Source organism: Micromonospora sp. LZ34 (genome assembly GCF_052981855.1).
This window is the reverse complement of record NZ_JBRIQN010000004.1, coordinates 16,655-36,078: the sequence shown is the minus strand read 5'-3', so window position 1 is coordinate 36,078 and position 19,424 is coordinate 16,655. Positions and strand designations below refer to the sequence as shown.

The 19,424-nt window shown below is 70.8% G+C and carries 21 protein-coding genes and 1 pseudogene; 11 read left to right on the top strand and 11 right to left on the bottom strand.

The genetic code is table 11. The features are described 5' to 3' along the window. On the bottom strand, positions 1 to 270 hold the full coding sequence (locus tag ACVCAH_RS06305) for a hypothetical protein (RefSeq protein ID WP_447135086.1): 270 nt from the start codon (positions 268 to 270) through the stop codon (positions 1 to 3). Positions 271 to 512: 242 nt separating this feature from the next. Between ACVCAH_RS06305 and ACVCAH_RS06300 the strand changes: the two genes are divergently transcribed. Next, positions 513 to 1,163: a 4'-phosphopantetheinyl transferase family protein gene (locus ACVCAH_RS06300; protein ID WP_447135085.1), complete on the top strand. Its 651-nt coding sequence runs from the start codon at positions 513 to 515 to the stop codon at positions 1,161 to 1,163. Positions 1,164 to 1,300: 137 nt separating this feature from the next. Further along, a complete protein-coding gene (locus tag ACVCAH_RS06295) occupies positions 1,301 to 2,320 on the top strand; it encodes a DUF4352 domain-containing protein (protein ID WP_447135084.1) in 1,020 nt (339 codons plus the stop codon). A 148-nt stretch (positions 2,321 to 2,468) separates the two neighbouring features. Here the strand turns inward: ACVCAH_RS06295 and ACVCAH_RS06290 are convergent, their stop codons facing one another. Beyond that, entirely contained in the window at positions 2,469 to 2,906 is a 438-nt protein-coding gene (locus tag ACVCAH_RS06290; RefSeq protein WP_447135083.1) for a VOC family protein, read from the bottom strand. A gap of 143 nt (positions 2,907 to 3,049) precedes the next feature. On the opposite strand from ACVCAH_RS06290, the gene ACVCAH_RS06285 reads away from it, so the two are divergent. Next, positions 3,050 to 3,901, top strand: a complete 852-nt coding sequence (locus ACVCAH_RS06285) for a hypothetical protein (protein ID WP_447135082.1) — start codon at positions 3,050 to 3,052, stop codon at positions 3,899 to 3,901. 22 nt (positions 3,902 to 3,923) lie between these two features. Here ACVCAH_RS06285 and ACVCAH_RS06280 read toward each other — a convergent pair whose 3' ends face one another. After that, a complete protein-coding gene (locus ACVCAH_RS06280; protein WP_447135081.1) occupies positions 3,924 to 4,553 on the bottom strand; it encodes a hypothetical protein in 630 nt (209 codons plus the stop codon). 133 nt (positions 4,554 to 4,686) lie between these two features. On the opposite strand from ACVCAH_RS06280, the gene ACVCAH_RS06275 reads away from it, so the two are divergent. Beyond that, the gene (locus ACVCAH_RS06275) at positions 4,687 to 4,878 is read left to right on the top strand and encodes a general stress protein CsbD (protein WP_447135080.1); all 192 of its coding nucleotides are present in this window, start codon (positions 4,687 to 4,689) and stop codon (positions 4,876 to 4,878) included. An 88-nt stretch (positions 4,879 to 4,966) separates the two neighbouring features. Here the strand turns inward: ACVCAH_RS06275 and ACVCAH_RS06270 are convergent, their stop codons facing one another. Next, entirely contained in the window at positions 4,967 to 5,830 is an 864-nt protein-coding gene (locus ACVCAH_RS06270; protein ID WP_447135079.1) for a sigma-70 family RNA polymerase sigma factor, read from the bottom strand. A gap of 152 nt (positions 5,831 to 5,982) precedes the next feature. Here ACVCAH_RS06270 and ACVCAH_RS06265 point away from each other — a divergent pair, with 152 nt between their 5' ends. From ACVCAH_RS06265 to ACVCAH_RS06255, 3 genes are all read left to right on the top strand, one after another. Further along, the gene (locus ACVCAH_RS06265; RefSeq protein ID WP_447135333.1) at positions 5,983 to 6,441 is read left to right on the top strand and encodes a carboxymuconolactone decarboxylase family protein; all 459 of its coding nucleotides are present in this window, start codon (positions 5,983 to 5,985) and stop codon (positions 6,439 to 6,441) included. A gap of 201 nt (positions 6,442 to 6,642) precedes the next feature. Continuing rightward, a complete protein-coding gene (locus ACVCAH_RS06260) occupies positions 6,643 to 7,842 on the top strand; it encodes a low temperature requirement protein A (RefSeq protein ID WP_447135078.1) in 1,200 nt (399 codons plus the stop codon). Positions 7,843 to 8,024: 182 nt separating this feature from the next. Beyond that, on the top strand, positions 8,025 to 8,612 hold the full coding sequence (locus ACVCAH_RS06255) for a hypothetical protein (RefSeq protein ID WP_447135077.1): 588 nt from the start codon (positions 8,025 to 8,027) through the stop codon (positions 8,610 to 8,612). A 43-nt stretch (positions 8,613 to 8,655) separates the two neighbouring features. On the opposite strand, the gene ACVCAH_RS06250 is transcribed toward ACVCAH_RS06255, so the two are convergent. The 4 genes from ACVCAH_RS06250 to ACVCAH_RS06235 all read right to left on the bottom strand — a co-directional run bounded on the left by ACVCAH_RS06250 (position 8,656) and on the right by ACVCAH_RS06235 (position 10,924). Further along, positions 8,656 to 9,801, bottom strand: a complete 1,146-nt coding sequence (locus ACVCAH_RS06250) for an RNA polymerase sigma factor (protein ID WP_447135076.1) — start codon at positions 9,799 to 9,801, stop codon at positions 8,656 to 8,658. A 4-nt stretch (positions 9,802 to 9,805) separates the two neighbouring features. Continuing rightward, on the bottom strand, positions 9,806 to 10,213 hold the full coding sequence (locus ACVCAH_RS06245; RefSeq protein WP_350710608.1) for a YciI family protein: 408 nt from the start codon (positions 10,211 to 10,213) through the stop codon (positions 9,806 to 9,808). A 322-nt stretch (positions 10,214 to 10,535) separates the two neighbouring features. Next, positions 10,536 to 10,709: a hypothetical protein gene (locus tag ACVCAH_RS06240; protein ID WP_199236089.1), complete on the bottom strand. Its 174-nt coding sequence runs from the start codon at positions 10,707 to 10,709 to the stop codon at positions 10,536 to 10,538. Next, positions 10,706 to 10,924, bottom strand: a complete 219-nt coding sequence (locus tag ACVCAH_RS06235) for a flavin reductase (protein ID WP_447135075.1) — start codon at positions 10,922 to 10,924, stop codon at positions 10,706 to 10,708. Before ACVCAH_RS06235 ends, ACVCAH_RS06240 begins: the two co-directional genes overlap by 4 nt. A gap of 323 nt (positions 10,925 to 11,247) precedes the next feature. Here ACVCAH_RS06235 and ACVCAH_RS06230 point away from each other — a divergent pair, with 323 nt between their 5' ends. Further along, the gene (locus ACVCAH_RS06230) at positions 11,248 to 11,649 is read left to right on the top strand and encodes a GntR family transcriptional regulator (protein WP_447135074.1); all 402 of its coding nucleotides are present in this window, start codon (positions 11,248 to 11,250) and stop codon (positions 11,647 to 11,649) included. Positions 11,650 to 11,837: 188 nt separating this feature from the next. On the opposite strand, the gene ACVCAH_RS06225 is transcribed toward ACVCAH_RS06230, so the two are convergent. The 3 genes from ACVCAH_RS06225 to ACVCAH_RS06215 all read right to left on the bottom strand — a co-directional run bounded on the left by ACVCAH_RS06225 (position 11,838) and on the right by ACVCAH_RS06215 (position 16,047). Next, a complete protein-coding gene (locus ACVCAH_RS06225; RefSeq protein WP_447135073.1) occupies positions 11,838 to 12,305 on the bottom strand; it encodes a YkgB family protein in 468 nt (155 codons plus the stop codon). Between the two features lie 530 nt (positions 12,306 to 12,835). Continuing rightward, complete coding sequence (locus tag ACVCAH_RS06220) at positions 12,836 to 13,009, bottom strand: hypothetical protein (protein WP_447135072.1); 174 nt, start codon at positions 13,007 to 13,009, stop codon at positions 12,836 to 12,838. A gap of 881 nt (positions 13,010 to 13,890) precedes the next feature. Continuing rightward, positions 13,891 to 16,047, bottom strand: coding sequence for an amylo-alpha-1,6-glucosidase (locus tag ACVCAH_RS06215; protein WP_447135071.1), 2,157 nt, complete (start codon positions 16,045 to 16,047; stop codon positions 13,891 to 13,893). A 188-nt stretch (positions 16,048 to 16,235) separates the two neighbouring features. Here ACVCAH_RS06215 and ACVCAH_RS06210 point away from each other — a divergent pair. From ACVCAH_RS06210 to ACVCAH_RS06200, 3 genes and pseudogenes are all read left to right on the top strand, one after another. Continuing rightward, positions 16,236 to 18,010 (top strand): annotated as a pseudogene (locus tag ACVCAH_RS06210) (replication initiator). Continuing rightward, the gene (locus ACVCAH_RS06205; RefSeq protein ID WP_447135070.1) at positions 18,007 to 18,204 is read left to right on the top strand and encodes an excisionase family DNA-binding protein; all 198 of its coding nucleotides are present in this window, start codon (positions 18,007 to 18,009) and stop codon (positions 18,202 to 18,204) included. Before ACVCAH_RS06210 ends, ACVCAH_RS06205 begins: the two are co-directional and overlap by 4 nt. Then, the gene (locus tag ACVCAH_RS06200; RefSeq protein ID WP_447135069.1) at positions 18,204 to 19,421 is read left to right on the top strand and encodes a tyrosine-type recombinase/integrase; all 1,218 of its coding nucleotides are present in this window, start codon (positions 18,204 to 18,206) and stop codon (positions 19,419 to 19,421) included. Before ACVCAH_RS06205 ends, ACVCAH_RS06200 begins: the two co-directional genes overlap by 1 nt. Positions 19,422 to 19,424 lie beyond the last annotated feature (3 nt).

Sequence of the window (19,424 nt, the reverse complement as noted above, 5' to 3'; positions counted from 1 at the left end):
TCACCAGGGTCTCGACTGGCGGGGCAGCCAACCGGTGAACCGGGTCTGCAGGGCCCGCACCGGCGTGCCGCGCAGGTCCTGCGCCGCGGCGGCGAGGCAGGACCCGAGGTACACGCCGAGTGCCGGTCCCCCGCCGTGGTACTCCTCGAGCAGGCGGGCGCGCTTGGTGGCGCACGGCCAGTCGGCGCCGCAGGTGTCGCAGCTCCAGGCCGGGATCAGCGGCAGGTGGTCGGTGGGCGAAGCCTGACCCTCGGGCACACCACGGTCCATCGCGGCAGGTCCTTTCCGGTACGGGGACGACGATCCGCTGATCGCCGGCCCACCGTGCATTGCGGACGGACACCGGCAGCTCCCCAGTTGACAAAACGTGAAGCGACGGTGACCGCTCCCGCGTTACACGGCTGCGGTAGCTTGGCGAGTCGTGACGAGGTTGGGGCGCATCGCGGGCCGGAAGCTGGCCCGGCAAACCCGTCGGCGGCGTCCGGGCCGGGCGGCCCCGGCGGGTGCCGGCGATGCGTGACCTGCTGCCGCCGGAGGTGGCCGTGGCGGTGGCCGGGCCGGCGGACTGGACCGGTCAGCTGCTGCCGGCCGAGCTGGCCTGCCTCGGCGAGCGCGCGGTGGAGACCCGCCGGCGCGACTTCACCGCCGGGCGGGTCTGCGCGCGACGGGCCATGGCCGCGCTCGGCCTCGCCCCGGCCGCCGTGCCCTCGGCCGCCGACCGGTCGCCGGTCTGGCCGGCCGGGCTGGTCGGCACCATCACCCACACCCGGGGCTACTGCGCCGCCGCGGCGGCCCGGGCCACCGAGGTCCGCTCCGTGGGGATGGACGCCGAGCGGCACAAGGAACTCGATCCCGGCGTACGCCGGGTGATCTGCCTGCCCGAGGAGGACGAGCGGTGCGCCCGGCTGCCCGCCGGGATCTCCTGGCCGGCGGTGCTGTTCAGCGCGAAGGAGACCGTCTACAAGGTCTGGCACCCGATCGTCGGCAGCTGGCTGGACTTCCACGACGCCCTGGTGACGATCGACCCGGAGGCGGGGACGTTCACCGCCCGCATCGCGCCGGCCCGCGTCCACGCCGCCGCGGTGGCCGCCCCGACGACCATCACCGGCCGGTTCGCCGTGGACGCCGGGCTGGTCCGTACGGCGGCGGTGCTGCTGCCCTGAACCGGCTGGGCCGGCAGGGCGGATCATCGAACCGAACAGGGGACCACCGTCGGTCACCGGACACGGAAAGATCCATGGTTGTTTGCGCACGGTAGCGTCAGGCAGTTCTCGATCGTCGTCAGGTGCCAAGGAGTACGGTGAGCCACCCCCAGCCCCCTTACGGGCCGCAGGATCCCCACCCGCAGAACCCGGAGCAGCAGCAGCCGTACCCGCCGACGGCCCCGATGCCGCAGTTCCCCGCCGACCAGGGCGGCTACCCGCCGCCCCCGCCCGCCGCGCCGCCGGCCGGCGACCCGTGGGCCCCGCTGCCCCCGGTCTCCGGCGCGCCGCAGCCCCCGGCGTCGGGTGACCCCTGGGCCGCGCCGCAGCCGCCGGTCTCGGGCGCGCCCCAGCCGCCGGTGTCCGGCGCCCCGCAGCCGCCGGTGTCGGGCCAGCCGTGGCCGCCGGTCTCCGGCGCCCCGCAGCCGCCCACCCCGGGGTACGGGGCCCCCATGCCCGGTGCGCCCGGCTACCCGCTCGGCGCCCCGCAGCCGGTCGCGCCGAACGGCGGCGGCAAGAAGAAGACGGTGCTGTTCATCGCCATCGCGGCGGTCGTGCTGACGCTGCTCTGCTGCGTCGGCGGCATCGTCGCGGTCATCGCCGGCGCCGACAAGGCCGCGGACGAGGTGGCCGACGCGTTGCCCACCCCGGTGACCACCACCGCGCCCGACGCGCCGACCGGCCTGCCCAGCCCCACCGGCGGGACCGAGACCGACGGCGAGACGTTCAACATGAAGCCGGGTGACACGCTGGTCCTCTCCGACAACGACGGCACCGTCGAGATCACCGTCACGAAGTTCACCACCGCGACCAAGGGTTGCCGCTCCTACGCCCCGAAGCCCGACAAGGGCCTCTACCTGATCGCGCACGTCACCGCCACCGTCACCAAGGGCAAGGGCTCGATCAACCCGTTCTACTTCGAGTGGGTGGCGAACGACGGCACCACGGTCAACGGCCTGGCCAGCGCCCTCTCCGGTTGCGGCGACACGCTCAGCTCGGGCAACAACCTGCGGGCCGGCAGCAAGCGGACGGGCACCGTGGTGTTCGACGTGGCCGACAAGAACGGCGCGCTGGAGTACCAGCACAAGTTCGAGACCGCGGGTTCCTGGAAGCCGTAGTCCGGCGATGATCCGTACCGGAGGCCGGCCCTGGTGTGGGGCCGGCCTCCGGTATTCGTGGCCGGGTCGGCGGCACCGGCCGTGTTCGTCGGCGGCAGCGGCTCTCCGGCCGTAGCGGCGCGCCGGTCGGGCCAGGATCAGGCGGCCGTCAGACCACGCAGAACTCGTTGCCCTCCGGGTCGGCCAGCACCACGTGGTCGAGGCGGCCATCGACGAGATCCTCGCGCAGCACCGTCGCGCCTGCGGCCACCAGCCGTGCCACGACCGCCCGCACCTGCGGTGCCCGGACCTCCCACGGCTGCCCACGCCCGCCGCCGGCCTGGATGTCCAGGTGGATCCGGTTCTTCGCCACCTTCGGCTCGGGCACCCGGAGGAAGGAGATCCGCGGGCCGCGCCCGGACGGGTCCTGCAGGTAGGCGGCGTCGTTCCGCTCGTCCTCCGGCACGTCGTAGTGCCGGAAGAACTCGTCCCAGCTCGCGAAGCCCTGCGGCGGGGACGCGTCGACGTAGCCGAGTGCGACCTTCCAGAACGCGGCCAGGGTGGGCGGGTGCGCGCTGTCGAACGTCATGGTCCACGCGTCGCTCATCGGGCCAATCTCCAGCACCGGCGGCCGCCGTGGCAACCCGCCCGCTCCCGCTCGCTGTGGCCGGCGCGCAACGGCGGACCGAGCGGCCGGGGGTTTCGGCGTACGATCCGGAGCCGGTGCGTCCGGACGGGGAGGACGGGTTCATGGCGATCGACGACGCGGCCCGCGAGCGTGAGATCACGGTGGCCGGCGACCTGCCGGACGGACACCGGTCGACCCGCCCGCCCGCTCGTCGGCGCCGTGCGGTGGTGGCCGTGGCGGCCACCGTCGCCCTGGGCCTCGTCGGCGGCTTCCTGCTCAGCCAACGGGCCCCCGACCAGTCGACTCCCGGCGAACCGGCCGCCGCGGCGGCGACGCCGGACGGGACCGCCACGCTGCCGTGGGTGTCGGCCATGGTCGGCCGCAACGGCACCGACGTCACGGTGTACACCGGCCCGGGCGAGACGACGTGCAAGGAGCTCTGGCAGCCCCGCGTCACAGCCACCGAGCAGGAGCCCGCCCAGGTGGTCGTCGCCGTGCGGGCTCGCGTCATCGATTCGGTCGACTGCGCCGTCAGCGGTACGGCCGTACCGCTCGCCGTGTCGCTCGGCAAGCCGCTCGGCGAGCGGACGCTGCGCGACGCCGCCACCGGGCAGTCGCATCCGACCTACTTCGAACGCGACCTGCCGGATCTCGGCGCGGACGAGCGGTGGAGCCCGTACTCGACGAACTGGATGTCCACCGACGAGGCCTGGCACCAGGGCTACAACGGCCCCGACGGCTCCGGGCTGGTGGTGAGCGCGCAGCCCACGGCCGCGGTCGGTCGTCCGGCGCCGGAGGCGGTCGTCCGGATCGGCTCCCACCAGGGCGCCATCACCGGCAGTACGGGGCAGTGGTGGACGGTGTGGTGGGAAGCCGGCGACGTGACCTACTCCCTTCGGCTGATGCCGAGAGAGGGTGGCGCGTTCACGCTGGCGCAGTTCAGGCGGGAAATCGCCCGGCTGAAGTGGAGTTGATCTCCCCCCGACCGCCGACCCGCTACCGATCGCGCACGTGGGCGCAGTTCTTGGGCAGGTCGTCGCCGGCGACCTGGAAGTTTCCACAGGTCAGGAAGCGATCGTTGAACCGGCCGATGGTATAGCCGCCGACCGCCACCGCGGTGACGATCACTACCACCGCGATCCTGGCTCGCCGGTCGGGCAGGCTGAAGTAGCCCGGTGCGAGCAACCGCGCGACGACCCAGCCGATGATCGGGAACGCCGCCACGGTGGCGACGAGCAGAACATGCTCCACGACCCGGGCAAGGGCACCTGACTCGTCGGCCGGAAAGACCAGCCGCATCAGGGTGAGCAGCAGCGGAGGCGCGAACAGGGCCAGCAGCCCGGGGTGGATCCGCGCCCGACGGCGCATGATCAGCCCGCCGAGCAGCACGACAAACGCCACGACGAAGAGTTGCTGCCGATACGGGTAGAGGATCGTGCGGTACGCGCCGGCGGTGAAAGCGACATCCCACGCGTACAGGGACGCGCCGATGGTGATGGCGAAGAACCCGCCGAGCCTTCCTCCGGTCGGACCCGTCCGGTCGAACCCCTTCAACAGGTCGTCTTCCGCCAGTTGCCGCCGCCTCGACTCCGCCACGCCGGTTGCTTCCCACCCGGCGGTGGTCAAAACGGTCGCCGCCCGCCGGGCGGCGATTTCCTCGGGCTGCCCGGTCTGGCCACGGGTTTCCGTCCACGGTTGGTGGGGACGCGGGGCGGGAGGGGCGGACGAGCCCCGGTCCGCCGCACGACAGGGAGGCGACATGAGCGTGGAGAGGGCCAACGACAAGGTCGAGCAGGTGGCCGGCCCCGCGAAGGCGCAGCTGGGCGACATGAACCGGACCGAGCGGTCGCAGGCGGAACGGGCGATGAAACGGGACGAGATCCGGGGCGGACAGCCCGGCGAGCACGTCCAGGAGGACGCCCGGGACGTCCGGGAGGACTTCACCGGCTGACCGGGCCGACGACGGGCAAGGGCCGTTTCCCCACCTCGGGAAACGGCCCTCGCCTGTCGGCGTGCGCGCGGCGCCGGTGCGCGTCGGGTCAGTCGACGGCCAGGTCGAGGGCGGCGATCTGGTCGGGATCGGCGACCACCTCGACGCCGACGATCCGGTCGGTGACCACGAAGCTGATCACGATGCGGGTACGGCCGCCGACGACCACGACCGCACCCGGCGCCCCGTCGACGAACGCCGGCACGGCGGCCTGCGCGCGCCCGGAGAAGAAGGCGGCCACGACCGAGGAGCCGTGCGCCTCGCCGGTTCCGCCCAGCTGGACGGCGGCGGCGTCGCCACGCAGGACGACGTGCGGGTCGAGCAGGGTCAGAAGGTCGTCGAAACGCCCCTCCCGGGACGCGGCGAGGAACGCCTCGACCACGCCGCGCTGCCGGGCCCGGTCCGTCTCCGGCGTCGGCGGTCCGCTCTGCACCCGGCGGCGGGCCCGACTGGCGATCTGTCGTACGGCCGCCGGGCTGCGGTCGACGACGGGCGCGAGTTCGTCGTAGGAGACCGCGAACATGTCGTGCAGCACGAAGACCAGCCGCTCGGTGGGGCCGAGGGTGCGCAGCACCACGTCCATCGCCCGGCTGACCGACTCGGTGAGCAGCGCCTCCCGCTCCGGATCGACCTCGTCCGGCCCGGTGGTCGGCTCGTCCGCGGCCACGTCGGCGGAGCGGCCGTGCCGGGCGGCACTCGAGCCGAGCCGGTCGAGGCATACCCGCCCGACGGTGGTGGTGAGCCAGCCCGGCAGGTTGTCGATCCCGTCGACGTCGGCGCGGCTGAGCCGCAGCCAGGTGTCCTGGACCGCGTCGTCGGCCTCGGCCCCGGAGCCGAGCATCCGCAGGGCCACGGAGCGCAGCCGGGGACGCTGCTCCTCGAATTGCTGGGCCAGCAGGTCGGGGTCGGTCATGGCATCGCAATCCTGGCCGACGTCCGGCCTGCACGTGACCGCAGTCACATCTGTCACGCCGGCCGTCCCACCGTCGACATCACGGTGACGGACGAGAACGCCGCGGCAACGAACGCCGGCGAGCGTAACAGGAAGGACCGGACGAGATGACCATGCAGGCCCGCATGCAGAACCCCGCAGCGCTGCTCCCCGACGCGGTGAAGGCGATCAACCTGCTCTACAAGGCGGCCCACTCCGCCGGTGTCCCCACCAGCACGCTGGAGCTGGTCCACCTGCGAGCCAGCCAGATCAACGGGTGCAGCGCCTGCGTCGACTCCGGCGCCCGCAGCGCCCGGAAGGCCGGCGAGAGCGAGGAGCGGCTGTTCGCGCTGGCCGCCTGGCGGGAGACGCCGTACTTCACCGACGCCGAGCGGGCCGCGCTCGCGCTCGCCGAGGCCGCGACCCGGCTCGCCGACCGGGCCGACCCGGTGCCCGACGAGATCTGGGACGAGGCCGCCCGGCACTTCGACGAGAAGGAACTGGCCGCGGTGGTGCTCTGGCTCGCCACCACCAACTTCTTCAACCGGTTGAACGCCACCACCCGCCAGCCGGCGCCGCAGGTCTGGGGCTGAGCGGGCGCCGGCAGCGGCGTGGGCGGCGGTCGTACGGCCAAGGCCCCCGCCGCTGTCGCGCGAGCCGGGGTTCAACGGGGAGGCCAATGCCCTGCCTGCGGCGCCGGGCACCCACGCTGCGGTTTTCCGTGTCGACGCGAGCGCGCGAGTGGCCGTGGTAGAACTATTCGCGATGAGGGTGCGAATCATCCTAAGCCGGACATGTTGACGCGCGGCGGGGCGGGCCGGCTCGGAGAGGCCACCGTCCCTCGCTCGGCGACGGTCCTGGAACTGCTCTTCGACATCGTCTACGTCTTCGCGCTCGCCCGGCTCGCCGGACGGGTCGCCGACGACCTCACCTTCCTGCGGCACGCGCTCCTCTCCGAGGCGGGCCAGACGGTGCTGTTCTTCGCGGCGATGTGGATGGTCTGGTCACTCAACGCGCTGATGACCAGCACCTACGACCCACGCCGCCCCGACATCCAGATCCTGTTGCTGGCGTCGATGTTCGGCACGCTGGTGCTGGCGGTCTCGTTGCCGCAGGCGTTCGGCGAGCGTGGGGTGATCTTCTCCTACACGTACGTCATCATCCAGGTCGGCCGTCCGCTCTACCTGACACTGTCCCTGCGTGGGGATCCGCAGTGGCGGGCACCGGCCCGGGTGCTGAGCTGGCACGTGCTCTCCGGCGTGTTCTGGATCGCCGGCGGCATCAGCGGCGGCCTCGGCCGCGGCGTCTTCTGGACCATCGCCCTCGCCATCGAGATCATCGGCTACGCCCTGAGCTGGCCCGCACCCCGACTCGGCATGGCCCGGCCGAACTACACGATGGTCTCGTTCGATCACCTCGCCGAGCGGTACAACCAGTTCTTCATGATCGCCCTCGCCGAGGTGGTGCTCGAAACCGGCGCCGCCATCGGTTTCCCGGGCTTCTCCGTCAAACGGACCGCCGTGCTCGTCGCCGCCTTCCTGGCCGTCGTGGCGTTCTGGCGGATCTACTTCTACCACGGCGGGCCCCGTGAGCGGGCAACCTCCGGCCGCCCCACCGAGGCGGCCATGCGGCTCTCCGAGTGGTCGAGCTTCGGCCTGCTGCTGATCGTCGGCGGGGTCATCTGCACCGCGGTCGGCTTCGGGCAGGTCGTCGAGGACCCGGAACCGCCGATCGACTGGGCGCTGGTGGCCGTCATCTTCGGCGGACCGGCCCTCTTCCTGATCGGGCGGTCCTCCCTCGATCAGCCGACCCGGACCGAGCGGCGCTGCCCGGCGCTCTACGTCGGGGTATTGATACTGGCCGTGGTGGCGCCGATCACGCTGCTCCTCCCGCCGATCGCCGCGGCCGTCGCCGCAGCGTTGATCCTGACCGGGATCGCCGTCTACGACGGGCTCGTCCACCGACCAGGACCGCAGACGAACCCGGCCTTCTAGACGGCAGGCTCGCCGCCTTCCCCGCTCAACTCTTCCGGTACGGCGGTGGTTCGCGCTGCCTTCCCGATCGACACCTGAGACACCCGGCGGCTGCTGCCGGTCGAGACAGCCACCGTCGCAGCTGCTGCCCCGTGGCCGCCCGGGGGATCGCCGCCACGGCTGCTGGGCGCGATCCTGTCAGCATGACATCGGTCCCAACATGGCTCGCGGTCGCGTCGCCGTCGGTGGCCCTTGCCGCACTGGTCGTGGGAGTTGTCTCGCTCGTGACGGCACGATCCTCGCTGAGGGTCGCCCAGGAGACGTTCAAGCGTGCTGGGCCAGCAGTGGTGGGGGATGCCACGTTTGTCCCCCCGGTCGATAAGCCGCTGACGATCTTCGTGAGGCTCCACAACTCTGGGCTGGCGCCGGTCAATGTCGACCGGCTGAGGCTGGTGCGCCGGAGTCCAGAATTCGATGACCATGGACCCGCACAGCAGTTGAGAACGTCTCTGTCCGCCTACACCTACGACGGGCCGGGGTTTCCCCACCGGCTGGAGGCGGGGTCATCAGCAAGATGGCGGATCCCCGTGAAAAACCTGGCGGCTGAGGGAGGAAGGACCAGCTCAGCGCGGGACGACTGGGAGTTCCTCGCTCGGAGCGCGGTGCAAGGGCTGACGACGATCGACGTTGTACTCGGGAACGGGTCCGAGGTTGAGATACCCGTGAAGGCAGCGCTAGCTCCGTTGCACTTCTCGGCTCAGGACGGCCGGACACCGATCAAGGACGCCTGAGGTACGCCGCCACCTGCGTCCTACCCGGTGGGGTCGCGACCCGTCAGCGACACCGGCGGGCGTTGAGCCGGGCGGCCTGGCGGGTCAGGTGGTCGCGCTCGGCGAGGTTGGGGGCTTTTCGGGCCGCCTCGGCGTACAGCCGTGCCGCCGTGGCCAGGTCGCCGTCGCGTTCGTGGAGGTACGCCGCCACCGCCGTGTGGCGGGGCAGTGAGTCGTCCAGCCCGGCGAGGGCCGCCAGTCCGGCGCGCGGTCCGTCGGCCTCGCCGACGGCCACCGCGCGGTTGAGCCGGACGACCGGGCTGTCGGTCAGGCGGGTGAGTTCGTCGTACCACTCGACGATCTGCACCCAGTCGGTCTCCTCGGTGGTGGGCGCGTCCGCGTGGAGTGCCGCGATGGCGGCCTGGGCCTGGAACTCGCCCAGCCGGTCGCGGGCGAGGGCCGCCTGCAGGATCTCGACGCCCTCGGCGATCGACTGAGTGTCCCACCGGCCGCGGTCCTGCTCGGCGAGCGGCACCAGGCTGCCGTCGGGCGCCGTCCGGGTGGCGCGCCGGGCGTGGTGGATCAGCATGAGGGCGAGCAGCCCCGCCACCTCGGGGTGGTCGATCGCGGCCGCGAGCTGCCGGGTGAGCCGGATGGCCTCGGCGGCCAGGTCGACGTCGCCGGAGTAGCCCTCGTTGAAGACCAGGTAGAGGACGCGCAGCACGGTGGCGACGTCGCCGGACTGGTCGAACCGCACGCCGGAGACGGTGCGCTTGGCCCGGCTGATGCGCTGCGCCATGGTCGCCTCGGGCACCAGGTAGGCCTGGGCGATCTGGCGGGTGGTCAGCCCGCCGACGGCGCGCAGCGTGAGCGCGACCGCGGACGACGGCGTCAGCGACGGGTGGGCGCACAGGAAGTAGAGCTGGAGCGTGTCGTCCACCGCGGACGCGGGCCCGGGCGCCGGCTCCTCGTTGAGGAGGTCCTCACGCCGGCGGCGGGCGTCGTCCGCCCGGGTCGCGTCGAGGAACCGGCGCCAGGCCACGGTGACCAGCCAGCCCTTCGGATCCCGCGGCGGGTCGGCCGGCCAGACGCGGACCGCCTCGACCAGCGCGTCCTGCACGGCGTCCTCGGCCGCCGCGAAGTCGGCTCCGCGGCGGACGAGGATCCCGAGCACGCTCGGCGTGAGGCTCCGGAGCAGTGCCTCGTCCATCAGGTCACTCCGTGATGGTGGGCGGCTCGGCCAGGAACGGGCGCACCTCGAGCCACTCGTGGATCGGCTTCCCGCCCGCCCCAGGGGCGGCCGACAGCTCCCCGGCCAGCTCGATGGCGCGCTCGTAGCTGTCGACGTCGATCACCATCCAGCCGGCGATGAGGTCCTTGGTCTCGGCGAACGGGCCGTCGGTGACCGGCGGGCGCCCCTCACCGTCGTACCGGACGAACGTCCCCTCGGGGGCGAGCGCCTGACCGTCGACGAACTCCCCGGTCCCCTCGAGCCGGGCCGCGAAGTCGCGCATGTACTGCACGTGCGCCGAAATCTCCTCCGGCGTCCACTGGTCCATCGGCACGTCGTTGACCGCAGCCGGAGCGCCCCGGTAGTGCTTAAGCAGCAGGTACTTAGCCATCGTGATTCTCCTCGATGCTGGCGTGGACCCATTCTGGTCACGTTCACCCCGGGGACGGAGCCAGCCATGGATTCTCGACACCGCCGCCGGCAACCGCTGCACTTCGCTGCTGCGCAAGATTGAAAAAGGCCGTCTCCGACGAGCGGAGACGGCCTTTGACCTGGGGTGGAGCTGAGGGGATTTGAACCTTTGACCCCCTCGATGCGAACTGGCTGCATCGTGGTCGGGTCGGGCTGCTAGCGAAGTCGCAAGCTCTGCTGACGCCGGGCTCGGACTGGTTCGGCTGGCACGGTTGCTGTACTTCGCTGCTGTACTGCTGGCGTTAGGCGAGGCGTTGGATGCGGACCTTCGGGCGCTCGTTTCTGAGGTGGCCTTGCTTGTGCTGGCGGACCTGCTCGTTCCAGACCTCCTGGTCGTAGTCCGGGTCCGGCGGGATCCACTTGTGGGAGCCGTCGCTGTAGTGGAACTTCTCGTCGCCGGGTCGGAGGATGCTCATCGGGTCCAGCCGAGGAAGCGGTGGTGCAGATGGCCGGCGGGGACGTGGGCCAGGTCCTGGGCGGCGTTGACGAGCTGGGCGGCCAGGTAGAGGGCGAGGGATACCTGGGCTCTGTCGTACTCCGCTCGCAGCTCCCGCCTTCGAGTCTGGCAGGGCCAGTCGGCACCGCAGCCGCCGCACGTCCAGGCCGGCGTGATCGGGTGGTGAGTGGTCATCGGCCGCCGCCCTGGCTGGGCCAGTGGCCGCGGTTTATCGGGATGCGGTGACGGCTGCGGCACGGCAGGTCCGCGCCGCAGCGGCAGATGCGTCGCCAGTGCCGCCATGACCAGACCGGCCGATGCCGTCGGGCCAAAGTCAGGGCGACGGCGAACAGGTATCCGTCGTACGAGACGCGCGGCACTGGACCCCCTGGAGCATGAAGTCGATGGCAGGGCATCCGGTCCGGAGCTGACGCCCGGATCGGCCACAGATCACCGTAACGACGTAGGACTGTAGATACAATAAGATGTAGAGCTGTTGGACACGTAGCGTCACAGCCGTGATCGACCCGAGCGCAGACCGCGCCGTGTTCCGGCAGCTCGCAGACCTTCTGCGAGACCGGATCACGTCTGGCGACCTTGCGCCCGGCGCATCGCTGCCGAGCGAGCTGCGGCTAGCTCAGGAGTACGGGCTGAGCCGAACGAGCGTCCGACAGGCGATAGCGCTACTTCGGTCGGAAGGGCTCGTGATCGTGGAACCGCCGCGCGGCACCTTCGTCCGCGCCTTGGAGCCGACCGAGACGGTGACTCTCCTCAAGGGCGATACCGCCTCTTCCCGGATGCCGACGCCGGCGGAGCGACGCGAGCTGGAGATCGGCGAGGGCGTCCCAGTCATCGTCATCTTCCGCGCTGACGGCTCCCGTGAGCTGTACGCCGCCGACCGCATCCGCGTCGGCCGCTGACCGACGCATTACGAGTCGGCTCCCCGCCGATGCTCCATTGGGTGCTCGCCGCGCACAGCTGGGCGTGCCGGTCCGCGATCGTCCGCCGGCGGTCGCTGGTTTGGCTGCTCGCTTGGCTGCTCGTCGCCCTGCGTCGGCCCAGGCGCTGTCATTGTCGTACGCGTCCGCTCCGAGCGCCCTGCCGGGCATTATCGGTGGCGGGCGACGCGCAGCGACTCGGCAGCTGTCAGGAGAGCGGCACCGAGGAGCACTGTGTCCTTCAACAGGAATTGCCCCAGCTGAGAAAGGCTGAACCTCCCCTGCCCTTCCTGCCGAGTCCCGGGCGCGGTGGCCAGGAAACTGAGCGTGGTGAGGAACATCCCCACCGCCCCGAAGCTACCGATCGCCGACGCTTTGGGCGCAAACGGCTTCGCGGCGATCAGAGAGCCCACGGTGATCTCCGTGACACCGATGAGTCGGTTGAGCTTTTGTGCGCCCAGCTTCTCTCGGAACCGCGAGAGCAGCGGACTCGAGGTGACCAGGGGCTCGTCGTTTTCGACCTCGTACTGCTTGAATTTGAGCGCACCGATCCACAAGATGTTCGTCGCCAGTGCGGAGCGCAGGACCGAGAAGCCTACGGAAGCGAGGTCATCGGCCGAGGCGTGTCGTGTGCCCATCGCTCGCTCCTAGTCGCTGTGTCGACGGTCGGCGTGCCGGGGACCATTACCCGCTGGGACCCGCCACACACACCGAGGGCGCGACCCCGCGCTCAAGACCATCCCAGGGTCGGTCTCGCTCTTCACGGCTCCTCCGAGTGAGCCTTGCCGCGCAAGCGGTTGACTACGTGGTGTGATCAGGTGACGCGGTTGTGGTCGACATGGATCCCCGCTGGCGACTTCTCGTTTACAAGCTCTGTGCGTTGCGTCCGCACGCGTCTGGCAATGGCTGCACGCTCGGAGCCTCGTCCATGCCAGCGCTCGTCAGTGTGTCGCCGTCCGGCGGCGTTGCTGTCAGCGTTGCTGTCGACAGCCGCTCCGCCGGCGACCCGGGCCGACCACCACTGGGGGGATGCGGTTACAGGCTGCTGACGGGTGCTGGACAGTACCAACCGAAGTCGGCATGCAGCCCGGGGCCAACATCCCGTGATATCCCGGACTGGCGCTGATCGAGGCTTGCGCTGCCTTCTTGCTGCTTCGCCTCCACCCCTCTATCGGCGTTGCTGATGCTGTTGGATCTGCTTCTCTAGCAGCGCTAGGCGGGCCTGGATGTCGGCCAGTTGCTCTGCTGCATGCCGCGCGCGCACGTGCAGGTCGTCCAAGTCCCGGCTGAGTTGGTCCTCGGCGTGATCCGCGACCGGAGGGGGCATCTCGGCGGTCGTCATTTCTGTTCTCCCATGAATCAAGCAACCGGCGAGGGGCGGCTGGCTGCGGACACCGTACCCAGGCCTCTGACCAGGGAAACCACCGTCCCGTGCACGGCATCCGCAGCGCCCGCCGTGACGGCCCGTCTTTCGGAGCCGGGCCAGTTGATAGCGGATGACGGATACATGCCAGAGCAGGACGCACCCCATCCGGGCCTCACCTGAAATCCGGCATGCCGGAATTCGAAGGATGTAACGCACGCCGGACGCCTGACGCCTGTGAAGGTGGAAGGCCGGGTGCGCGGCCTCCACGACCGGGCGGGACTCGCCCCCGACCCCCCGCAGCCCCGCCCGGTCCCAAGTCCGAACAACACACCAGGACGCCGTCGGAGGGCATCCCATGATGGCTAGATCGACTCGCCGCACCGCGCCGCCGCTGTGGCCCGACCGCCAGGATGCGGTGGCACTGCCTCCGGCCTGGAACCAGCCAACCCAGCCTCTCCCGCTGCAACGGCGGCACACCTGAGAGTGGTCGCCGTACGTCACATTTAGCGGCATCATCGGCCTGGTTGCCTTCTTCGCTATCCTCGTGGCTGTGATGGCCCGTTAAGCGGGACTTCGGTGCTGTCCGACAACCAGGTCGAGACGGAGCTTCGATCCCCGCTGGGGGAGCCTGGTCGTGGTAGTCAGCGGGTGTCAATCAGCGTCGTCTCGTGCTCTCATGCACGACGGCTGTCTTGCTTCTTCCGCCCGTTGTCGTCGCGTAGCCAGCCGTTTGCTGACTCACTGCTGACTCCCGTCGTGGTAGCTGGCGAGCGCGGCCCCCACAATCACCACACGAGGCTTCGTCATGCCGGGTGCCGTTTTCGCCGACACCGAGGCAACCGTGCGAGTCGGGGTGCTCATTCGGCGGCCAGCCGCACGTACCCCTCGGAGCCGACGGCCTCGACGTTCCAGCGGTGGCCGAATGCGGAGATGCCGCGGATGTGGATCCGGCCGACCTCGTGCGGCAGCGCTGGGTCGACGACGAGCTGGCCGTCGACCGGGTGGAGCCCCAGCATGGCGCGGATCAGGTTCAGTGGGGCGCCGGACGCCCAGGCCTGCGGACTGCATGCGGTCGGGTATGGGATGGCGGCAAGGGTCCGCTCGCGCTCGAAGCCGGCGATCGCCTCGGGCAGTCGGTCGCCGAACTCGGCGGCGGCGTCGAGCAGGGCGAGGGCCACTCGGTTAGCCTCGTCGCGGAAGCCGTATCGGGCCAGGCCGAGCACGCTGATCGAGCTGTCGTGCGGCCAGACCGTGCCGAGGTGGTACCCGAGCGCGTTGTACGGCGCGTCGGCCCGGGACAGCGTCCGGATCCCCCAACCGCTGAACATGTCCTCGGCGAGCAGTTGCCGGGCGAGCGCGGCGGCGCGTTCCTGCGGGACGATGCCGCTCCACAGCAGGTGCCCCAGGTTGGACGTCATGGAGTCGATCTTGTTCTTGTCGCCGTCGAGGCCGACGGCGTAGTAGCCGCCCCGCTCCTCGATCCAGAAGTCCCGGTTGAACCTCTCGCGCAGCCGGTTCGCCTCGGCGCGCAGCCGGTCCGCCAGGGCCGGGTCCGCCAGCGGCCCGTCGGCGAGTTCCGCCAGGCGTAGCTTTGCGTCGTAGGTGTAGCCCTGGATCTCGCAAGTGGCGATCGGTAGCACCGGCATCCGTCCGTCGGCGAAGCGCACCCCGTCCCAGGAGTCTCGCCAGCACTGGTTGCCCAGCCCCTCGGGGGAGCGGGTGGCGTACTCGACGTAGCCGTCGCCGTCCCGGTCGCCGTACCGGTCGATCCAGTTCAACGCCGCCAGCGCGTTGTCCCGGAGCGACCGGACCAGATCGTCGTCACGGGTCCAGCGCCAGTACTCCGACAGCAGGACCAGCCAGAGCTGGGTGGCGTCGGCGTTGCCGTAGTTGGGGTTGTACGGCATGAGTCCCTGCTGGGTGAGCTCACCGAAGCGGACCTCGTGCAGGATCTTGCCGGGCTCCTCGTCGGTGAAGTCCTCGCACTGCCGGCCCTGGTGATGTGCCAGCGCCAGCAGGGTTCCCTTGGCCATCCGGGGCCCGAAGGTGAGCGCCTGGTACGAGGTGATCAGGGTGTCCCGGCCGAAGATGGTGAGGAACCAGGGCATGCCGGCGGCTGGCAGGCTGATCCGTTCCTCCCCCACCTCCATCTCCAGCCGCAGCGCGGACATGTCGGAGCGGGTCTGCGCGGTCGCCCGCTCCAGCACCAGGTGGTCGCTGGTCAGCTCGGCGGCGCGGGCGAGCCACCGGGCGGCCGGATCCTCCACCCGGTGGTGGAAGACGTCGGCGATATCGCCTCGGACCGGCTCGGTCACCCCAAGGCCGGGCGGCACCGGCACCTTGAGGTCGACCTGCCACTGGTCGCGCGGTCCGAGGTCGATCGCCCAGACCAGGTGGTCGCCCTCCAGCCGCTGCGGCGGGCGGGTCGACCAGACCCGGGTGTCCGCGGTGAAGCCGTCCTGCTCGTAGCTGAACACCAGCTGCGAGCCGTCTCGCGCGTGCCGCCGCTGGATCCGCTCCGACCGGTCGCGGACGTTGGTCTTGATCTCGAGGATGTCGGCGAAGTCGTTGCCCACCTCGAGGCGCAACTCCAACCGGACCCGCTCGCCGGCGAAGGAGCCGACTTCGATCCGCTCGTGCAACCCGTCGCTCAGGTAGCGCAGCCGCCGGACAGCGATGGTGTTTGCCGGCAGGTCGGGCAACGCCGGATTGGTCAGGAAGAACTGCGCCGAGTAGTGGTCGACCACGAGGGAGCGCAGCACGAGCAGGCGGTGGCCGTCGATGGTGAGCACCCAGTGGTTGAGCACGCGGCTGTCTCGGTGCACCAGGCCGCCGATCGTGCCGGCCGGCACGTCGCCGACCGGATCCGAGTACATGAAGGTCGCACCGCTGACCACGGCGATCGCGTTCGAGCCCAGCTCCGGAGGCAGGGCCCGCGCCTGCGCGCCAGGGCGCGCCGGGTCCTGCGGCTTGGCCGGCGTTGGATTGGCCGGGGTGGGACGCTCCAGCACCATGAGCCGGACGCTACGCCCTTGACCTGCGGTTCGACCTCACCCGGAATGGGTGAAGCTTGCTCGTACCGAGTGCTGGAGACATCTTCAGGGCCCTCGGCCGACCGGCGCTGAGACCTGGGAGCGGTCCACGGTCCGATGACCCCGCCAATCACCTCCACGGGTGGGGGCAGCCTGCGGCAACCCGCCGGATGCCGACATCCCAGGCTCCCCACCCGTGCCGGCCCCGTGACGTCCACGACCGCGAAAGGACACGACCCATCGGCGGAAAGTGGCACGACCACGACTCCGCCCTCCGGCGTCAGCCGCCCTCTCGGCGGTGCCAGGAGACACGACGAACACCACCAGCGGACATGCGTCCACGGCTGGCGGTGCTTCGTCTTTCGTCCTGCCACCCCCGTGAGGAGGATGTCCTGTCCACCCCGCTCGACCTGTACCGGCCCGGCGTCGCCGCCGGCCGCGACGCCCAAGCCCTGCACCGCGCCGCCACGCCGGACTTCTCCGGCTGGCTGGAGCACACCCGCACCGCCGGCGGCTGCGCCCGCCCGATCCGCCTTACCGGCTCCCTCGCCGCTGTCGAGCGAGACACCGGCCGGGTCCTGGGCGAGCAGCACACCGACGAGCTGCCCGACCAGGCGCTCTACAAGGCGTGCGGCAACCGCCGCGAATCGCACTGCCCCGACTGCGCCTGGGTCTACCAGGGCGACGCCTACCAGGTCGTGCGCTGCGGCCTGACCGGCGGCAAGGGCGTCCCCGCCTCGGTTGGCCGGCACCCGGTCGTTTTCGCCACCTTCACCGCGCCGTCCTTCGGCGCAGTCCACCACCGGCACGTCCCCCGCCACACCTGCGCCACCCGCAAGCGCTGCGACTGCCGCCCCGCTACCTGCCGCGCCCGCAGCACCGCCGGCACCTGCCAGCACGGGAAGCCCGCGGCGTGCTTCGCCCGTCACGACGCCGACGATCCGCGGCTCGGGCAGCCGTTGTGCCTGGACTGCTACGACCACGGCCACCAGGTCGTCTGGAACTACTTCTCAAGGGAGCTGTGGAGGCGCACCAAGCAAGCCGTTGACCGCCACCTCGCCGCGCTCTGCCGTCGACGCGGCATCCCCAAGGTCCGGGTCGTCACCGCTGCCGGCAAGGTCCGCTGGGTTCCGCCGGTCCGGGTATCGCACAGCAAGGTCGCCGAGATGCAGCGCCGGGCAGCCATTCACTTCCACGTCCTGCTGCGCCTCGACGGCGTCGCCCCCGACGACCCGAACGCGCTCGTGCCGCCGCCGACGACCTGGAGGCAGCCGTCCACGCCGCCGCTCGCCAAATCACCGTCACCACACCCTCGCACGCCGACCAGCAACGCGGCTGGGTGGTGGCCTGGGGCGAACAGGTCGACGTCCGGCGCATCAACAGCGCCAGCGGTCAGCTGACCGACGACAAGGTGGCCGCCTACCTCGCCAAGTACGCCACCAAAGCGACCGAAGTCACCGGCCACCAATCCACCCGACTCACCCCCGCCACCGTCGACGGCTACGCCGATCCGGAAGGCGACTATCTCGCCCGCCTCATCGACGCCTGCTGGCACCTCGGACGGCCCACCGGCACCGACACCGCCAGCGGCGCCGCAACGTCCGACGGCCGTCAAGGCAGCCTTGACACCAAACCGAACGCCTACGCCGGGTTGCGCCGCTGGGCGCACATGCTCGGCTTCGGCGGTCACTTCCTGACCAAAGCCCGCCGCTACTCCGTCACCTTCGGCCTGCTACGGGACACCCGCGCGACCTACCGCCGCACAGAAGACGCCGACACCACCGAAACCATCACTGTCGGCACCCTCACCTACATCGGATCCGGCTGGCTCACCGAAGGTGACGCCCTGCTCGCCAACACCGCCGCAAGACAGCGACGCGAGAGCAGACGCATCGGACGGGAAGAACTCGCCCACGAAGCCTGGCTCACCGGAGCCGCCGCATGAGCCGACAACTCACCCCCCGCTGGTACTCCCCCGCCGAGGTCGCCGTCCTGCTCGGCTTCGGCATCTCCAAGGTCAAGATGAAGATCGCCACCGGCGAGCTGCGCTCCATCAAGGACGGCAAGTACCGCCGCATCCTCCCCGAATGGGTCGACGACTACATCCGCGAACAGGTCGAACGCCAGGAGCCCGCTTGATGTCGGGACGCGCACGGGCCAACGGCGAAGGCTCGATCTTCCCCTACCGCAACGGCTACGCCGCCTACGTCTGGGTCACCAAGCCCGACGGCAAGCGCACCCGCAAGTACGTCTACGGACAGACCCGCGAGGCTGTCCACGACAAGTGGATCAGGCTGCACCAGCAGGCCAAGGCCGGTCCGGTTGTCACGCGCCTACCCACCCTCGCCGGCTACCTCGACTCGTGGCTCCGTGACGTCGTCGAGCCGAACCTGGCCCCCGCCACAGCGGCCAACTATGACATGTTCGTCCGCCTCTACATCGCGCCGGAGCTGGGCTCCCGCCGCCTCGACAAGCTGACGGTGCGGGACGTGCAGACCTGGCTCAATCAGCTCCGCTCCGCCTGCCAGTGCTGCCTACAGGGCAAGGACGCCGCCCGGCCGGACGGCAAACGGAAGTGCTGCGCTGCCGGCCGCTGCTGCCAGCGGACCGTCTCCGAACGGACCGCCCGCGATGCCTGGATGACGCTCCGTGCCGCCCTGAACAACGCCGTCCGCGACGAGCTGCTGACCCGCAACCCGGCGGCGCTGCTCCGGGTGGCCAAGCCCCGCCCACGCACAGACAAGCCGTGGTCCGTCGACGAGGTCCGCCAGTTCCTGGAGTCGGCCCGCGCCGACGGCGACCCGCTCTACGCCGCGTACGTGCTGATCCTCGTGCTCGGACTGCGCCGGGGTGAGGTACTGGGCCTGCGGTGGAAGGACGTCGACCTGGCCGCCAACGAGCTGTCGGTGGCCTACCAGCTCCAGCGCATCCGCCGGCAGCTCCTGCACCGCGAAACCAAGACCGAAGCGTCGGACGCGACCCTGCCCCTGCCGGCCATCTGCGCCACTGCCCTGCACTCTCGTCGGGAGGATCAGAAGCGGCACCAGGAGCATGCCGGTCGGGCATGGCAGGACAACGGCCTGGTCTTCACCACCCGGCTCGGCACGCCGATCGAGCCGAGGAACTTCCACCGGGAGTTCAAGACCCGCTGCCGCAAGGCCGGCGTCCGGGAAATCTCTGTGCACACCACCCGGCGCACCTGCGCCACCCTGCTGGTGACGCTCGACGTCCACCCCCGGGTCATGATGCGGATTCTCCGACACAGCCAGATCGCCGTGACCATGAACATCTACGCCCAGGTCGCCTCGGAGGCGACCGAGACAGCTCTCACCCGGCTCGGCGAGCAGTTCCTGTGAGCT

Coding starts and splice junctions, on each gene's coding strand:
- ACVCAH_RS06305 (WP_447135086.1), bottom strand. CDS start 270: ATGGACCGTGGTGTGCCCGAGGGTCAGGCTTCGCCCACCGACCACCTG.
- ACVCAH_RS06300 (WP_447135085.1), top strand. CDS start 513: ATGCGTGACCTGCTGCCGCCGGAGGTGGCCGTGGCGGTGGCCGGGCCG.
- ACVCAH_RS06290 (WP_447135083.1), bottom strand. CDS start 2,906: ATGAGCGACGCGTGGACCATGACGTTCGACAGCGCGCACCCGCCCACC.
- ACVCAH_RS06285 (WP_447135082.1), top strand. CDS start 3,050: ATGGCGATCGACGACGCGGCCCGCGAGCGTGAGATCACGGTGGCCGGC.
- ACVCAH_RS06275 (WP_447135080.1), top strand. CDS start 4,687: ATGAGCGTGGAGAGGGCCAACGACAAGGTCGAGCAGGTGGCCGGCCCC.
- ACVCAH_RS06270 (WP_447135079.1), bottom strand. CDS start 5,830: ATGACCGACCCCGACCTGCTGGCCCAGCAATTCGAGGAGCAGCGTCCC.
- ACVCAH_RS06265 (WP_447135333.1), top strand. CDS start 5,983: ATGCAGGCCCGCATGCAGAACCCCGCAGCGCTGCTCCCCGACGCGGTG.
- ACVCAH_RS06260 (WP_447135078.1), top strand. CDS start 6,643: ATGTTGACGCGCGGCGGGGCGGGCCGGCTCGGAGAGGCCACCGTCCCT.
- ACVCAH_RS06255 (WP_447135077.1), top strand. CDS start 8,025: ATGACATCGGTCCCAACATGGCTCGCGGTCGCGTCGCCGTCGGTGGCC.
- ACVCAH_RS06250 (WP_447135076.1), bottom strand. CDS start 9,801: ATGGACGAGGCACTGCTCCGGAGCCTCACGCCGAGCGTGCTCGGGATC.
- ACVCAH_RS06245 (WP_350710608.1), bottom strand. CDS start 10,213: ATGGCTAAGTACCTGCTGCTTAAGCACTACCGGGGCGCTCCGGCTGCG.
- ACVCAH_RS06240 (WP_199236089.1), bottom strand. CDS start 10,709: ATGAGCATCCTCCGACCCGGCGACGAGAAGTTCCACTACAGCGACGGC.
- ACVCAH_RS06235 (WP_447135075.1), bottom strand. CDS start 10,924: ATGACCACTCACCACCCGATCACGCCGGCCTGGACGTGCGGCGGCTGC.
- ACVCAH_RS06225 (WP_447135073.1), bottom strand. CDS start 12,305: ATGGGCACACGACACGCCTCGGCCGATGACCTCGCTTCCGTAGGCTTC.
- ACVCAH_RS06220 (WP_447135072.1), bottom strand. CDS start 13,009: ATGACGACCGCCGAGATGCCCCCTCCGGTCGCGGATCACGCCGAGGAC.
- ACVCAH_RS06215 (WP_447135071.1), bottom strand. CDS start 16,047: ATGGTGCTGGAGCGTCCCACCCCGGCCAATCCAACGCCGGCCAAGCCG.
- ACVCAH_RS06205 (WP_447135070.1), top strand. CDS start 18,007: ATGAGCCGACAACTCACCCCCCGCTGGTACTCCCCCGCCGAGGTCGCC.
- ACVCAH_RS06200 (WP_447135069.1), top strand. CDS start 18,204: ATGTCGGGACGCGCACGGGCCAACGGCGAAGGCTCGATCTTCCCCTAC.